General features: G+C 38.4%; 12 protein-coding genes and 1 pseudogene. All 13 read left to right on the top strand.

The features are described from left to right. Nucleotides 1-172: 172 nt before the first annotated feature. Nucleotides 173-940 carry a transposase gene (locus CCK98_RS04070; RefSeq protein WP_306298915.1) on the top strand — a complete coding sequence of 256 codons (768 nt, stop codon included), beginning with the start codon at nt 173-175 and terminating at the stop codon, nt 938-940. Nucleotides 941-1,210: 270 nt separating this feature from the next. Continuing rightward, nucleotides 1,211-2,257 carry an autoinducer 2 ABC transporter substrate-binding protein gene (locus CCK98_RS04075; protein WP_256942252.1) on the top strand — a complete coding sequence of 349 codons (1,047 nt, stop codon included), beginning with the start codon at nt 1,211-1,213 and terminating at the stop codon, nt 2,255-2,257. Next, the gene (locus CCK98_RS04080; protein ID WP_088085401.1) at nt 2,247-4,100 is read left to right on the top strand and encodes a sensor histidine kinase; all 1,854 of its coding nucleotides are present in this window, start codon (nt 2,247-2,249) and stop codon (nt 4,098-4,100) included. Before CCK98_RS04075 ends, CCK98_RS04080 begins: the two co-directional genes overlap by 11 nt. After that, nucleotides 4,087-5,736 carry a response regulator gene (locus CCK98_RS04085; RefSeq protein ID WP_088085402.1) on the top strand — a complete coding sequence of 550 codons (1,650 nt, stop codon included), beginning with the start codon at nt 4,087-4,089 and terminating at the stop codon, nt 5,734-5,736. The genes CCK98_RS04080 and CCK98_RS04085 overlap by 14 nt, the downstream gene beginning before the upstream one ends. Nucleotides 5,737-6,105: 369 nt before the next feature. Then, the gene (gene rpe / locus CCK98_RS04090; RefSeq protein ID WP_088085403.1) at nt 6,106-6,789 is read left to right on the top strand and encodes a ribulose-phosphate 3-epimerase; all 684 of its coding nucleotides are present in this window, start codon (nt 6,106-6,108) and stop codon (nt 6,787-6,789) included. Between the two features lie 18 nt (nt 6,790-6,807). Further along, a complete protein-coding gene (gene rbsK / locus CCK98_RS04095) occupies nt 6,808-7,770 on the top strand; it encodes a ribokinase (RefSeq protein ID WP_088085404.1) in 963 nt (320 codons plus the stop codon). 27 nt (nt 7,771-7,797) lie between these two features. Then, a complete protein-coding gene (locus CCK98_RS04100; protein WP_088085405.1) occupies nt 7,798-9,354 on the top strand; it encodes a sugar ABC transporter ATP-binding protein in 1,557 nt (518 codons plus the stop codon). After that, nucleotides 9,351-10,334: an ABC transporter permease gene (locus CCK98_RS04105; RefSeq protein WP_088085406.1), complete on the top strand. Its 984-nt coding sequence runs from the start codon at nt 9,351-9,353 to the stop codon at nt 10,332-10,334. The genes CCK98_RS04100 and CCK98_RS04105 overlap by 4 nt, the downstream gene beginning before the upstream one ends. Before the next feature lie 15 nt (nt 10,335-10,349). Beyond that, nucleotides 10,350-11,324 (top strand): ABC transporter permease, encoded by a 975-nt coding sequence (locus tag CCK98_RS04110; RefSeq protein ID WP_088085407.1) that lies wholly within the window; start codon nt 10,350-10,352, stop codon nt 11,322-11,324. Nucleotides 11,325-11,398: 74 nt separating this feature from the next. Then, a complete protein-coding gene (locus tag CCK98_RS04115) occupies nt 11,399-12,451 on the top strand; it encodes an autoinducer 2 ABC transporter substrate-binding protein (RefSeq protein WP_179195705.1) in 1,053 nt (350 codons plus the stop codon). A gap of 115 nt (nt 12,452-12,566) precedes the next feature. Further along, a complete protein-coding gene (locus tag CCK98_RS04120) occupies nt 12,567-14,243 on the top strand; it encodes a ribulokinase (RefSeq protein ID WP_088085409.1) in 1,677 nt (558 codons plus the stop codon). A gap of 6 nt (nt 14,244-14,249) precedes the next feature. Beyond that, entirely contained in the window at nt 14,250-15,548 is a 1,299-nt protein-coding gene (locus tag CCK98_RS04125; protein ID WP_088085410.1) for a class II aldolase/adducin family protein, read from the top strand. A gap of 111 nt (nt 15,549-15,659) precedes the next feature. Further along, nucleotides 15,660-16,118, top strand: a pseudogene (locus CCK98_RS04130) (metal ABC transporter solute-binding protein, Zn/Mn family); the annotation flags it as partial. Nucleotides 16,119-16,182: the final 64 nt, after the last annotated feature.

The following is a 16,182-nucleotide window of genomic DNA, read 5'->3' on the forward strand; positions in this document are numbered from 1 at the left end:
AATTACTCAAACTTCGCACCTGAAAAATGAGGCTGAAGTCTTGAGCCAGTTTGTTAACTCATACATTAGTTTTGGTCCTTGACAAAAGCTCTAAAAATACAAAAAACACCTCATTCTTTGGTATAGTGAGATTGTCGAGAAATCACTACCACACAGAAGAGGTGTCTCCTATATGATAGAGCATAATGATCAAAACAATCAACTACCAAAAGAATTAAATTCTGTTTTCCGCGAATTAGAGATTTCTAAACATCTCCGAAATGCTGGATGTAAGAAAAAATTTGGATTTTCAGCTTTCTATTTGTTTCAACTTGTATTTTGTTTGATTTTCCAACGCAAAAGTTGGTTCAGTCTTCTTCAATCAAAGAAGAGAGATCAGTTTCCAGCTAAAGATTCAGTCTATCGATTCATGAACCATTCAAAAATTGCATGGCGTCGCTTCTTAACCTTCTTTAGTGCGAGTACCATTCAAAAAATCAGTATCCTTACGGATCCAGATCGTCCAAAGGCATTGATTATTGATGATTCCATGTTTGACCGAAACAGAAGTAAAAAAGTGGAGCTTTTAGCTCGCTGTATGGATCATTCCTCCCTAACAAAACGCTTTTATAAAGGGTTCAAGATGCTCACTTTGGGTTGGTCTGACGGTTTTACTTTCATACCGCTAGATTTCACATTGTTAAGTTCGAAGAACTCACAAATAAACGGAATATCTGATGATATCGACAAACGCAGCTCCGGCTATAAACGTCGGTTAGAAGCGTTAGAAGCAGCTTCTTCGATTATTCCGGACATGATTGAAAGAGCACTTACAGCTGGCGTACCAGCTGATTATGTGTTAATGGACACATGGTTCACACAACAACCTCTCATCCAATCCATTGTTGAAATTGGCTTGGATGTAATTGGAATGGTTAAGGCAACCAATCAGCATATCTAGTTAATGGTTGTAGATTGTCTTTAAAAGAACTCTATTCTTTTGCCACACCCGTTCAAGGCAAAAGGCGTAATAGGGATTTGGTCGTCTTAAAGAAGACCTCAATATCCCAACACTGTGTTCGGTGTTTTTTGGAAATATTAGTTATTTAATAACCCTATTAGGGCAGTTGATATCTTAAGCATCGGGCTTTATGATAGTAATATAGAATGTATGCTTATGCCATCCAATAGTATTTATTTGTATCATAATATTTATGTGGGAGGGAACAACGTGCTGTACAGGCTGCCAATTGGAATTTTGTTGCTGTTTTTTGTAAGCGGTTGCTCTTTTGGTTCAATTCATTCAGCGTCATATGAGGTTATCTACAATGGGGGGTCAAAGCAGCAGGAACAAGATAATAAAAGCGATAAAAATGCTTCTTACACGATTGCGATCGTTCCTAAGGTTAGAGGAATTCCATATTTTAATGCCGTCAAAGAAGGGGCAATGGAAGCAGGAAAAGATTTAGGAGTAAATGTTCTTTATATAGGACCGCCAATTGCGGATTGGGAGCAGCAGGAAAAAATAATAGAAGGTCTAATTCAAAAGCATGTTAATGTAATTGCGGTTGCCGCTAATGATCCTCATAAGCTAGGTCCTGTTTTACAGAAGGCACAGAACCAAGGGATAAAAGTGATTACTTGGGACTCGGATACGGATCGTGAATTTAGGGAGCTTTTTATTAATATGGTTGATTCTGAAATATTGGGACGTCATATTATGGATACATTAGCATCGAGAATACATGAAGAAGGAAGGTATGCCATTATGACCGGCTCTTCTACGGCAGCCAATTTAAATGAATGGATAAAATGGGTTAAAATTCAACAGAAGGAATATTATCCGAAAATGGAACTTATTGATATTGTTGCAACAGATGAGGATTCCTCCAAAGCTTATATGGTTGCGACAAAGTTATTAAAAAATGACCCGGAATTAAGAGGGATTATCGCTATTTCAACTGTCAATCCTCCAGCCGCGGCTCAAGCTGTTAAAGATACCAGGAAAACAGGAAAGGTTATTGTAGTCGGATCATCGACTCCCAACTTAATGAGACCATATTTAGAGGAGGAAACAGCACAAGTTGTAACCCTTTGGAGTCCGCAAAAACTGGGGTATTTAACAGTAAGCTTAGCTAACAATCTATTAGAAAACAATAGGCCATTTGATGGGCAAAGAATTTCAAATATTGGAAATGTAAGAGTTAATGGAGATACGGTGATTATGGGACAGCCAATTGATTTTACGAAGGAAAATATCGATCAATATGATTTCTAAGTTACAGGAAGCTATAAAATTTAAAGACTTTCGATTGACGACCAAATTAATCATTACTTACATTCTATTAACTGTGATTCCCATGGCTCTATTAGGTTATATCGCTTATTATCAAAATACAAAATCGATTGAAGAACAAGTCGGAGAATATGTCCCAAGACTTTTAATGCAGGCTAATGAAAATATTGAAAATGAAATTAACGATTTGGAGAACTTGCCGGAGTTAGTTTATAGTTCGAATGATGTGATGGCTGTATTAAGAGGTGATACATATAAAAGTCAGTCCGCATTACTTCAGGATCAGTTCATTGTAAAAAATTTTTTATCAGGAACATATCTAAATAGCAATCATTCAGAGATTTTAGGAGCCTTTGTGTTGTCTAAAAACCGTTTATTTGCTAGTTCACGCACTACATATAAAGGGTTGGATTTTAAAAATGCTTCACTCCCATACGGGGAAGATTTTGATTTAGGGGGAAATATGCAGATTTTGCTTCCTAACCAAATCAACTTAACGTTTCAAGGGAACCCTCCTTATCTTTTATTAGTGAAACAAATTATAGATTTTGATAATCGAAAAAATCTTGGAACCTTATTTTTAGCTGTTAAGGTAACGTTTATTGAGAAGATACTTAAAGATTTGGACCATGAAGCGAACGCGACAATGTGGATGATGAATAAACATGGACAAGTTATATACCATACCGATTCTTCTAAAATCGGTACGATGTTTAAGGAAATCAACGAATACCCGTTGTTAAATGGCAGCTTCCGTACTAATGTGAATGGGAAACCGACATTGATCAGCGTGAGTGAAACAAAAAATTTGGACTGGGTGCTTGTCCATAGCATTCCATTGAAATATTTAACTGAACGAGCTGACATTGTGCGAAATGTGACTATGCTTATATTCATTATCTTCGCCGTTATTACAACAGTTATTTCCATTATTCTTGCCTGGACTGTTACAAGACCAATCAATACATTAGGTCGATTGATGAAAGAGGTAGAGAAGGGGAATTTTCAGGTAGATATTCCGATTCATTCAAAGGATGAAGTAGGGATGCTCGCTCGCAGCTTTCATTCTATGATTACAAAGATACGGGAGCTCATTCAAAAAAATTATCATATTGAGCTCAGGCAAAAAAATGCAGAGCTCTATGCGCTGCAATCACAGATCAATCCTCACTTTATGTACAATACATTAGAAACGATTGGAATGGCGGTAGAAGAAGGCGAATCGGAAATGGTAGTTGATATGGTAACCTTGCTTGGAAGAATGCTTCGTTTTTCTCTTAGCAATAAAGACCGATTAGTCCCAATTTCAAAAGAGGTCCAGCATATTCGTGATTATTTGGCTATCCAAAGCTTTAGGTTTGAAGAGAGACTTTCTTTCCATATTCCAGAAATTGTCGATGATGATTACTATTATACACCGAAATTTGTTTTACAGCCAATTGTCGAGAATGCCATTAGATATGGGTTAGAAAAACGCAAGGGTATTGAAATCCACATTGATGTTATAAAAGAGCGTAATGAAGCGGGACAGGAAGATATATTGCTTGTGATTCGAGATAACGGTCCTGGTATCCATAAAGAGACACTAGAAAAATTAAATCTATTACTGCAATCAGATCCAATGGTAAAACGTGATTCCGGGTTTGGTATTATCAATGTTCATGCAAGGGTAGCCATGATGTTCGGAAATGATTATGGACTGAGAATTCATAGTGTAATAGAAGAAGGAACAGAGGTGGTTATTCGAATCCCAATGATAGGTGAAAACCAAGTAGCGCAGTATGCAAACGGAAAGGAGCACATACTAGACAATGACAACGATTAAAACCATTATTGTTGATGATGAAGCACGAATTCGCAGGGGGATTGAGAGGTTAGTCCGTTCTTGCGGAGAGGAGTGGGAGGTCATCGGCACATTTTCAGATGGACAGGAAGCATACGAAGCAATGACTACCTGTGATGAAGTGGTTGACCTTGTCATTACAGATGTTCAAATGCCCGAAATGGACGGATTAACTTTGGTAAAGGAGCTGAAGAAATCCCATTCTTTCTTTGCTCTTATTATTAGTGGTTTTGATGATTTCAAATATTTGCAGACTGCCTTACGTGAGGGGGCAGTCAATTACATCTTAAAGCCAGTTGAAAGAGAGCAATTTCGAGTGCAAATGCAGGAAGTAAAAGAGAAAATTATGAATAAGAGAAATGAGCTGCGTGAATGGGAGAAGGTACAGGAGACAGCATTACAGTTAACATATACAAAACAGGTTCAATTATTAAGTGAAGTAACATGGAATGCCGATACTGATTTGTCTTTGCTCGATTGGACACGTCTATTCCCGAAAGGAAACTATCAACTCGTCTATATTAGTGTTGATCAAATTTTATCTAAAACAAAAGGATTTAACACTGAGGAATGGGAAACTTGGAATTTTGCTGTTGAAAATATTATGTCAGAATTAATAATTAATGATTTTCATGTGCCTGGTGTACAGAATTGGTGGTGGCGAAGCGGCAAGTTGAATTTTTGGCTACTTCTTCTAAACGAAGAACAAGAGAGGGAGACTTCTTTTGAATCTATAACCGAACATTTTGTTGGACAATTAAGAAACGCTATTCAACGCCATACACCATTTACCGTTTCCATTGCGCTTGGGGGTGAATTTGAAGAGCTATCACTGTTGCTAAGCTATAGGGATCAATTGTTATCATTAATACAGTTTCGAATGATTCAAGGTGGAAATAAAGTTTTTCAGCTAGACCTGATTAAAACCATTTCGGACGAAAATCCGAAAGGAATAACATCGTCTGTCTATAAGCATGTAGAGCAGACCATTCATGCTTTAGAAAGAGGGGCGGAGGAAGAAATCGTAAAGTCGCTACAAGAGTTCTTTTCTGAAATAGCGGCTTTATCGTCACCAGTTTTAATTGAAGAGGCGGTGCAGTATTTGTCTATTCGCATCGTTAATAGATGGATGGAGCATGATGGGTTCGGAGAAGATCCCTATGTATTGACAGAAGCTATGCAGCTTACAAAGCATGCAGCTAATTTTACACAACTGAAGGACAGTGTAAAGCATTGGGTATTGAATGTAATGAAGAACATGCGAGCGTTAACATATGATCAGTCCAGTCCGGTTCAGCAGGCAAAGGAATGGATACAGAATAACCTTGGCGAGAGCATTACAATTAAGAAAATCGCCAATTATGTTTATATGAATCCAAATTATTTTTGCGAATACTTTAAAAATCAAACTGGCGAAACAGTGTTAGACTATGTGACAAGAAGCCGGCTTGAAAAAGCGAAGGAATTGTTGGGAACGACAGATTTAAAAATTTATGATATTTCTTGTCAAATCGGCTATCAAGATACAAAATATTTTAGCCGTTTGTTCAAGCAGTGGATGGGACAATCCCCATCTCAATATAGAGAACATTACTTTAAAACATATTCTATTAGTTGATATAACGAGATCATATATGATCTCGTTTGTTTTTTTGCACAGAAGTAGATTCAATTCAACTCTGGGCTTTGCCCTACATCCAATGTTTACCCGCAAAAGCTTTACTCTCCATCCAACCTCTTTTTGAAAACCTTTTCATAATATTTGCTTAACATTCTGAATATTCCCCCCCCTATCCGATATTTGTCTCCTACAAACTGTATATGAGACCCTGTATAGTTGTAACTAACAAGGCAAGGCGCAACAGCTAAGAACCAGCTTTACTTCTATCAAAATGTGACATAGAGAATCTTTACTCATTAATGAAATCGCTATCATGATCAACTGGCTCTCCTTAAGAAGATATAAACATGTAAAAGGGGTGTATGTATGGCGTTAATTGGGCCATCACTAATGTGTGCTGATATGGGAAACCTTCAGGAATCAGTAGTTCGGCTAGACCAGGCGGGAGTAGACTTTTTCCATCTTGATATTATGGATGGGAAGTTTGTTCCAAATTTTACAATGGGACCTGATATGATACGAAGATTAAGAGAATTTACTACAAAACCATTTGATGTTCATTTAATGGTTGAAAAGCCTGAAGATTATGTAGATCTGTTTATTGAATCAGGAGCAGATATGATTTCCATTCATACAGAAGCGACAGATCATTTACAAAGATCCTTACAAAAATTGAAGGATAAAGGGATTAAAGCAGGCGTAGCTTTAAATCCTGCAACACCATTTGCTGATATCGAATTTGTGTTGGATGTTGTAGACTATGTGACGGTTATGACTGTTAACCCAGGATTTGCAGGACAAAAATTTGTGCCGTTAATGAATAAAAAGATAAAGAAACTAAGTGATTTGATACAGGAAGAGGGCTATGATATCGAAATTCAAGTGGATGGGAATATTGGCTATCAAACTATACCCGATGTGCTTCATAATGGGGCAAGCATGTTAGTGTGTGGAACATCCTGTTTGTTTAGACCCGATATCACGTTAGAAGATGCGGTAGTAAAGCTTCGCGGATTTATTGAAGAACATCAGCTTGAAAAAAATGTATAAAGAATGGAGGGGTAGAAAATGGCTGATGTAACGGTTGTAGGCAGTATCAATATGGATATAGTAGCTCTAACTAACCACTATCCTCAGCATGGGGAAACGATTTTTGGGGAACGGATGGAGCTTTTAGCGGGGGGAAAAGGAGCGAACCAGGCAACGGCTTGTGCCCGTTTAGGAAAATCAGTATATATGGTTGGTTCTATCGGTCAAGATTCACACGGAGATATACTCTATGATTCCTTTCAAACCAATGGTGTAAATACAGCTTTTGTAAAGCGGGTAAAAGATTATTCCACGGGTTGCGCGATTATTACAATCGATCCTACGGCAGAAAATACGATGCTTGTGTTGAGAGGGGCAAATGATGCCTTAACAAAAGAGGATATTCGTCATGCCTTTTCTCAGATTAGTGATAGTAAAGTGCTGCTTGTACAAATGGAAATACCGGAAGAAGCTGTAATTGAGGCAATGATTGAAGCTAAAAAGAAAGGGATGTATGTCATCCTTGATCCAGCCCCGGCCGAGGGTGTTACGGAAAGAGCATTGGGCTATGCCGATTTAATCGTTCCGAATCGGCAAGAAACAAAACAACTAACGGGTATTGATGTTGTTTCGGTTGATGATGCTTTTAAGGCGGCTAAGTATTTCGAGCTAATAGGTGTGAAAAACAGCATTATTAAAATGGCTGAAAAAGGCTCTTTAGTTTATCAAGAGGGGAAAATTGAATTTATAGAGCCGATCACAGTTAAAGCTTTGGATACAGTAGGAGCTGGAGATTCATATGCTGGCGCATTGGCTTGTGCAATCGCTGATGGTGAAAATCTCGTGTCAGCTGCTAGATTCGCTTCCATTGTAGGGGCGCTGAAAGTAACAAGATTAGGGGCGCAGGCTGGACTTCCTACAATAGAAGAAGTAGACAAGTTTTGTGAGGAATGGGATGTAATATATTACCAGATTGGAGAAAGAAAATCATCACATGCTTAAATTTCAAGAATTGAAAGGGTGAGCAATATGTCAGGTTATTTGCTGCAGATGACCCAGATTAGTAAAACATTTCCTGGTGTTAAGGCACTTGAGGATGTAAAGCTTGAAGTGAAGCCAGGGGAAGTGCATGCTTTAATTGGTGAAAACGGAGCAGGAAAATCAACTTTAATTAAAATACTTGCAGGGATTCATCAGCCCGATGCTGATGCAAAGTTTTTCTTTGAAGGAAAGGAAGCTGATATTCGTAAACCGATTGATGCAACGTTAAAGGGAATTTCAATTATTTATCAAGATTTAAGCTTATTCCCAAACCTTTCAGTAGCTGAGAATATATATATCGGCAGAGATAGCACGAAAAGGCCATGGAAGAAAATTAGCTGGAGTGAAATGGAAGCGGTTGCTAAAAAGGCGTTAAAGGAGCTTGATTTTGACGTTGATGTGCACCTTCCTGTTGAGAAATTAAGTATTGCCCAGCAGCAGCTAATTGAAATTGCAAGAGCATTGGCGTTCGATTCAAAGCTCATTGTCATGGATGAGCCAACCTCATCTTTGTCTGCCGGCGAAGTAGAGAAATTATATAAAGTCATTGCCAATCTAAAACAGAGAGGAATAGCAATTATATTTGTCAGCCATAAACTCAAAGAATTATTCACGGTTTCTGATCGGTTCACTGTATTACGTGATGGTAAATATGTTGGGACCTATGATAAAGAGGAGCTTAATGAAGAAAGGCTAATCACATTAATGGTCGGCAGAAAAGTCCAATATGAGAAAAATCAAGGAGCTGGCAAGGCTGGGAATACGATTTTAGAGGTGAAAGGTTTATCTAAGGAAGGGAACTTTAAGGATATCTCCTTTGAACTAAAAACAGGGGAAGTATTGGGGATTACTGGACTTGTCGGTTCCGGCAGGACAGAGCTTGCTCAGGCGATATTTGGCATTAACAGGCCTTTTGAAGGTGAACTTAAATTGAATGGGACTAGCGTTCAGATCAAATCTTCAGAAGATGCTGTGAAAAAAGGAATTGCGTATATACCTGAGAGCAGAAAAACACAAGGACTTATATTGCGTCAATCGATTATTAATAACATTTCTTTGCCTGTTTTAAAGCAGCTTCGAAATAGAATGGGCTTAATTAGACGGAAAAAGGAACTTGAATTAGCAAACTATTATGTGGAAACTCTCGATGTTAGACCAGCTCTTCCGCATATGGCTGCAGGACAACTGTCGGGAGGAAATCAACAAAAGGTTGTAATCGGAAAGTGGCTCTCGACAAAACCAAATATTTTAATTATTGATGAGCCAACAAATGGGATTGATATCGGAGCTAAAACAGAGATTCATAAGCTTCTTCGGAAACTTGCATCAGAAGGAATGGGAATCATTGTGATTTCATCGGAGTTGCCAGAGGTGCTGGCGGTCAGCGATCGCATTTTAGTGATGAGGCATGGGAGAATAGCAGGAGAATTAGGTATTGAGGAAGCTACACAAGAAAATATCATGAATTATGCACTGCTTGGTCCAAAGTATTCCGTAAAAAAGCAACATGAACCACTGATAGTCAGCAAGGAGGTGCAGGCATGAACGCTATCTTAAAATCAAAGGAAATGAGCATTGCAGCGATTGTTCTATTACTCTCTGTAACTTTAACTTTTGTAAGCCCGGTGTTTTTAACAGCAGATAATATTCTTGATATTTTAAAAGGAAATGCGGTCATCGGAATTTTGGCCGTAGGAATGACATTAGTTATCATAACAGGCGGCATTGATGTCTCAGTTGCAGCGGTTACTAGTGCTGTTTGTATCATTAGCGGAAAACTATTATTAATTATGCCTGATAGTCCAATCTCCATTCTATTATTATTTCTAATTGCACCTTTGCTTGGGGTCTTGTTAGGCGCTATTAATGGTTTTCTTGTTTCAAAAATTCAAATACCAGCCATTGTTGTGACTTTGGGTATGATGAGTATTATTAATGGTCTTGTTTTATATATTACAAACGGACAGTATTTAAATAGTACAAGTTTCCCAAAAGTATTTATTAGCTTTGCAACCTTTGAGGTATTTGGCATTTCAATTATTATTCTATTATTTATCGCAATCGCTATTTTAACTTGGTACATTCTCAAATATACTCTGATCGGACGTGAAGTATTAGCGATCGGGGGGAATAAAGATTCCGCAATCAGAGTAGGGATAAATTTTGATAAAGTTCAGATTTTTGTATTTTCATACATGGGCTTTTTAGCGGGAATTGCTGCCATTGCCCAAACCGCTTATACGAAAGCTGTGGACCCTAATGGCATGCTTGGCTTAGAACTAATGGTTATTGCGGCTGTTGTGCTGGGCGGGGCAAACATCATGGGAGGTCGTGGAACGATATTTGGAACATTTTTAGGAGTACTGTTATTAGGAGTTGTACAAAATGGTCTTATTTTAGCAAAAATAGATACATTTTGGCAAAAGGTATTCACCGGATTGATTATTTTATTAGCTGTATCCTATGATCATATGCAATATAAGCGGGCAAAAGATAAGCTTGCCAAGATTGAAGTAGAGGCTTAGAAAGAGGTGAATAAAATGAAAGCGTTATCGTTATCGAAGGAGAATATTTTAGGACTTATTGCTTTAGGCCTATTTATTCTTATGGGTATATCTGTGCCGGGGTTTTTCTCATCCAACAACTTAAATAACATGATGTTTCAACTTCCAGAATTCGGGTTAATTGCTTTGGCGATGATGGTTGTTATTATAACGGGCGGAATTGATCTTTCTATGACATACACGGCTGCATTATCCGGCGTATCAATCGCCTTGATGCAAAGCCATGGCTATCCGATAGTAACAGCTATTGCAGTCGGGATTGTGGTCGGATTAACTTGCGGAGCCATAAATGGTTTTATCATTTCAAAAATTGGTGTTTCACCCATTCTTGTGACATTAGGAACAATGATTCTTTTTGAAGGGTTGATTCTCAGCATCACAAAAGGTAATTCCATTTCTGGTTTAAGTGAAGCATACAGCTTAATAGGTAATGGCTATTATTTAGGGCTTGTTCCACTTTCAATTATGATCTTTATCATCTTTGCAATCCTGACGGGTGTTTTATTAACAAAAACAAATTGGGGTAGAAGTGTTTACATGGTTGGAAGCAACCCTATTGCTTCATTGTTTTCAGGTGTTAATAATAGCAGGATTTTAATGAAGGTGTATTTGTACTCAGCATTGCTTGCTACTATAGCAGCGATTATTATGACATCTCGATATAACTCGGCAAAAGTAGACCTTGGATCTTCTTACCTCCTTCAAAGTGTAGCAGCAGCTGTACTTGGCGGTACTGAAATCCAGGGGGGATACGGAAAGGTAATGGGAACTGTGTATGCTGTAATTATCTTTCAAATGCTATCAAATGGATTGAATTTACTAGGTGTACCGCGCTCTATCGTTAGTGTCATGATGGGAGTTATCCTCATATTTGTTTTAGTTTTAAACTTCGTGAAAGTGAAAGTAGATGAAAAAAAACAAAAGAAACTTCAAGAATCTTCAGCTGCTTAACAAAGAATTTGGGTTTGCTCTGGTTTTCTATCAGATAGCTATATAACTATTAAGTAAAAATGAGGGGGATATTTATGAAAAAATTTTTAGGAACTGCCGCATCTATGCTGTTAGTAGGAGGTCTTCTTACTGGTTGTGTATCGCAAGAAAGTGCCTCTGGAAGCGGAACTGCTAAAAGTAATTCAGGCCAGAAACAAGAAGCAAGCGGAGATGATAAAGTAACAATTGCTATTGTACCAAAATTGATTGGTATTCCATATTTCAATGCTTCCGAAAAAGGAGCGTTACAAGCAGGAAAAAATTTAGGGGTAGAGACGATTTATACTGGTCCAACTGAAGCGGATGCAGCGCAGCAAGTAAAGGTAATTGAAGATTTAATCAGCAAAGGCGTGGATGCTCTTGCTGTTGCGCCAAACGATGCAGCTTCCTTAACGCCTGTACTAAAGAAAGCAAAAGAACAGGGCATTATCGTTATGGACTGGGATACACCGGCAGATCAATCACTTGTAGAAGCATCTGTTCACCAAATCGATGATGAAGCGTATGGCCGCCATATTGCCAAAACATTAGTGGAAAAAATGGGTACCGAGAAAGGTGATATCGCAATTCTTACCGGCGGACTTTCTGCAGCAAACTTAAATACATGGATTGACGCGGCGAAGAAAGAGCTTAAGGAGCATTATCCAGGAATCAAGCTAGTAACAGACAAAATTGCAACAGATGAAAAACAACAGGTTGCTTATCAAAAGACACTGGATTTAATTAAATCAAATCCAAACCTAAAAGGGATTATGGCCTTCTCCACACCAGCCCCATTAGGTGCTGCTCAAGCGATCCAAGAAAAAGGACTGCAAGATAAAATTGCCGTTGTTGGTACTGCATTACCGAAAGATTCCAAACCGTACTTAAAAGATGGTTCATTAGATGTAGCGATTTTATGGGAGCCAGATAAATTAGGCTATTTAACAGTGGCTCTTGCCAAAGAATTAGTTGAAGGTAAAAAGCTGCAAAATGGACAAACAGTTGAACATGTTGGCAAGATTGAAGTTCGTGATAATGGAAAAACGGTTATTATGGGCCCTCCAACCGACTTTACTGCAGAAAATGCCGAGAACTATGATTTCTAAAAAGTAAAATCAAAATCGGTTCAATACTCCCTCCTAATTTGTATACAAACTAGGAGGGATATTTCCTTTTTTACTGAAGGATGATGTTGGAGGATAAGAAAAAGGAGGCGGTTGTATGAAAGAAAAATATGTAATTGGAGTAGATTATGGAACAGAATCCGGAAGGGTACTACTCGTGGATGTAGCGACAGGTGAAGAAATCGCTACCAACGTCACCCCTTACAAAAATGGGGTCCTAGACGAAGCTTTGCCTAACGGAAGGCGTCTGGAAATGGACTGGGCCTTACAGCATCCAGGGGATTACTTAGAAGTGCTGTACCAATCGGTTCCAGCAGTGGTCCAGATGGCTGGAATAAACCCAAAAGACGTTATTGGAATCGGCATTGATTTCACATCTTCTACAATTTTACCTTTAGATAAAAATGGCAACCCGCTATGCTTTGATAGGAAATGGGAGAATAATCCTCATAGTTGGGTGAAATTGTGGAAGCATCATGCAGCGCAAGAGGAAGCTGATGATATTACACGTATGGCGGAAGAAAGAAATGAGACATTTTTAAATCGGTATGGCGGCAAGATTTCTTCAGAATGGATGTTTCCAAAAATTATGCAAATTTTGAGAGAAGCTCCAGAAATTTTCGAGGAGACCGATCTTTTCATGGAGGCTTGCGATTGGCTGACATACCGCTTAACCAATCAACTTGTTCGCAGCAGCAATACATGTGGCTATAAAGCATTTTGGAATAAAGGAGAAGGCTATCCAGATGCCTCATTTTTCACGGCGTTGGAGGATCGATTGGAGAATATTTTAGAAACAAAAATGAGAGGCTCGGTTCTGCCGATTGGGGGAAAAGCAGGGGAATTAACAGCAGAAATGGCCCAACGTTTAGAGCTTTTGCCAGGAATTGCGGTAGCGGTCGGAATCATTGATGCCCATGCGGGTGTACCAGCTGTTGGTGCCGTTCGGCCAGGGCAGCTAGTCATGACAATGGGAACTTCTACTTGTCATATGCTTATTTCTGATAAAGAGGAAGCCATTGAAGGTGTATGCGGATTGGTAGAAGACGGTATTATCCCTGGATACTTCAGCTATGAGACCGGACAGGTGGCAGTGGGAGACTCCTTTGCCTGGTATATCGAACAGGCAGTGCCAAGCTATGTAAAACAACAAGCGAAGGATGCAGGCATAAGTGTGCATCAGTTGTTAGAAGAAAAAGCGGCTGCTTATAAGCCGGGACAATCTGGGCTCGTTGCGTTGGATTGGTGGAATGGATGTCGTTCTGTCTTAGTCGACTCCAATTTGTCCGGCTTAATTGTAGGGCTTTCATTAGCGACTAAACCAGAGGAAATATATAGGGCTTTATTGGAATCTACAGCATTTGGAACAAGAAAAATTATTGAAAACTTTACCGAAGCAGGTGTGGAGGTCAATGAAATTTTTGCTTCTGGAGGTCTTCCGCAGCGAAATAAATTGCTGATGCAAATCTATGCGGATGTGACAAATCGAGAAATTAAAATTGCTGATTCGGACCAAACGATCGCTCTAGGTGCAGCCATGTATGCCACGGTTGCAGCAGGAAAACAAAACGGAGGCTACGATACGATATTGGAAGCATCCACACATATGTCGAGAGTGAAGGAAGAAACCTTTGTTCCTATTCCGGAACATGTGGAACTGTATGATCAGCTTTATAGACTGTATTTAGAACTTTACGATTATTTTGGACGTGAAAGATCCCAAATCATGTATGCTTTGAAACAGATGAGAAGTTTAAATAAGGAAGGAGAATAGGGCTATATGAAGTATGAATTCCTTCACCCGGCTGATCAAATTGTTATGATAATGGATCGTATTTATAAGCATAATATGACAACCATTTCAGGGGGGAACCTCTCGATTTTAGATGACAATGGTGATCTATGGATCACTCCGTCAGGCATAGACAAAGGTACTTTAACGAGAAACGATATTATATGTGTAAGAAAAGACGGTACGATTGAAGGGATTCATAAACCGTCCGTTGAACTGCCGTTTCATCAAGGTATTTATGAGGTGCGTTCAGATATTAAAGCAATTGTTCATGCACATCCGCCAGCATTAGTAGCCTTCAGTATGGCTCGAAGAAGACCTAATTACAAATTAATTTCAAGTGCGTATACAAGTGTATCTGGGAAGGTTGAAATAGCTGCTTATGCTGTTCCTGGTAGTCAAAGATTAAAAGAGAATATTGCAAAAGAATTTGCAAAAAGCGGTGACGCAGTTATACTTGAAAACCACGGCATTGTTGTTGGGAAAAGTAATATTTTTGACGCGTTTGCTCTTTTCGAAACATTAGAGGATGTATCCTATCTTGAAATCAATGCAAGAGCATTAGGGCAACCGCGTGAATTGTCGAAGCAAGATTTGCAAAAGATTGATGTTTATCAACAAAAGGAATTAAAAGAGTATACTTTCATGCAGCGTACAGAAGAAGAAGATGCAGCAAGAACAGGAATATGTAATTTAATACAACGTCTATATGATCGTCAGCTTTTCATAAGTACAGCAGGTAGTTTCTCAACACGTTTAAGCGATGGTTCTATTTTGATTACACCCCATCAACTGGATCGAAAATACATTGGCGCAGATGACCTAGTATTGATAAAAGATGACTGTCGAGAAACGGGTAAGCTGCCATGTGAGCTGTATGTCTTACATAAAAGAATTTATGAGAAGCATCCGGTTATGACATCCATCATTATAGCAAATCCGCGTTATTTAATGGCATTTGCGGTCACAGATCTTGAATATAATACTCACATTATTCCAGAAGCTTATATCGTACTTCGCGATATTCATAAGGTTCCATTCGGTATTGGTGAGGAGTATTACGAAATGATTGCTGCTAAACTAGCGAAAGATAATCCTGTTTTACTAGTTGAGAATGGTTATGCAGTTTTCATAAATAACAATATATTAAGTGCATTTGATATGCTGGAAGTAGCGGAATATAGTGCGAAAGCATTAATTTATTCGAAAAATGTTGGAGAAGTCATCAATATTAGTGATGAAGAAATAGCAGAAATTATTGATGAGTTCAATTTAGTTAGGAATTAGATGATTGTATACATCGTCTGTTCTTGACGTGAAAGGTATGAAGCAAAGCAGACAATACATGCATAAAATATGGAAAACAGCAACGAGGCCTGTATCGGATTCCGTTGCTGTTTAATTGGAGTTGATCCTAAAAATAAAGAATTTTATACTGAAAACGCAAAGAGATACACAGAGGAACTTCAGAAACTTCATAAGGATACCATCAATAGAATCCATCAAATTCCTGAAGAGAAACGCTTTTTAATATCGAGTGAAGGCGCATTTAAATATTTTGGCAAAGCATATGAAATTAAAACAGGATATATATAGGAAATCAACTCAGAAAACCAAGGAACGCCAGAGCAAATTAGGACTGTTATTCATTTAATTCAATCCAATAAAGTTACTGCATTGTTTGTAGAAACAAGTGTAGACAAACGTAGTATGGAAACAGTATCAAAAGAAACAGGTGTACCGATTGCTAGAACAATCTTCACTGATTCACTGGGGAAACCGGGTGAAGATGGGGATACTTACTCGGAAATGATGAAGTGGAATACAGATACGATTATTAATGGGTTACAAAAATAAAGTTTAGTAAAAAGACTAGTATGCTAATACTCTTGTTGTGTTAGCATACTAGTCTTTTATCGTT

The organism is Bacillus sp. OV166 (assembly GCF_900177675.1).
Lineage (GTDB): Bacteria > Bacillota > Bacilli > Bacillales > Cytobacillaceae > Neobacillus.

Bases quoted from the DNA above. Each gene is read 5' to 3' on its own strand.
- CCK98_RS04070 (WP_306298915.1), top strand. From the start codon at position 173: ATGATAGAGCATAATGATCAAAACAATCAACTACCAAAAGAATTAAAT.
- CCK98_RS04080 (WP_088085401.1), top strand. From the start codon at position 2,247: ATGATTTCTAAGTTACAGGAAGCTATAAAATTTAAAGACTTTCGATTG.
- CCK98_RS04085 (WP_088085402.1), top strand. From the start codon at position 4,087: ATGACAACGATTAAAACCATTATTGTTGATGATGAAGCACGAATTCGC.
- rpe (WP_088085403.1), top strand. From the start codon at position 6,106: ATGGCGTTAATTGGGCCATCACTAATGTGTGCTGATATGGGAAACCTT.
- rbsK (WP_088085404.1), top strand. From the start codon at position 6,808: ATGGCTGATGTAACGGTTGTAGGCAGTATCAATATGGATATAGTAGCT.
- CCK98_RS04100 (WP_088085405.1), top strand. From the start codon at position 7,798: ATGTCAGGTTATTTGCTGCAGATGACCCAGATTAGTAAAACATTTCCT.
- CCK98_RS04105 (WP_088085406.1), top strand. From the start codon at position 9,351: ATGAACGCTATCTTAAAATCAAAGGAAATGAGCATTGCAGCGATTGTT.
- CCK98_RS04110 (WP_088085407.1), top strand. From the start codon at position 10,350: ATGAAAGCGTTATCGTTATCGAAGGAGAATATTTTAGGACTTATTGCT.
- CCK98_RS04115 (WP_179195705.1), top strand. From the start codon at position 11,399: ATGAAAAAATTTTTAGGAACTGCCGCATCTATGCTGTTAGTAGGAGGT.
- CCK98_RS04120 (WP_088085409.1), top strand. From the start codon at position 12,567: ATGAAAGAAAAATATGTAATTGGAGTAGATTATGGAACAGAATCCGGA.
- CCK98_RS04125 (WP_088085410.1), top strand. From the start codon at position 14,250: ATGAAGTATGAATTCCTTCACCCGGCTGATCAAATTGTTATGATAATG.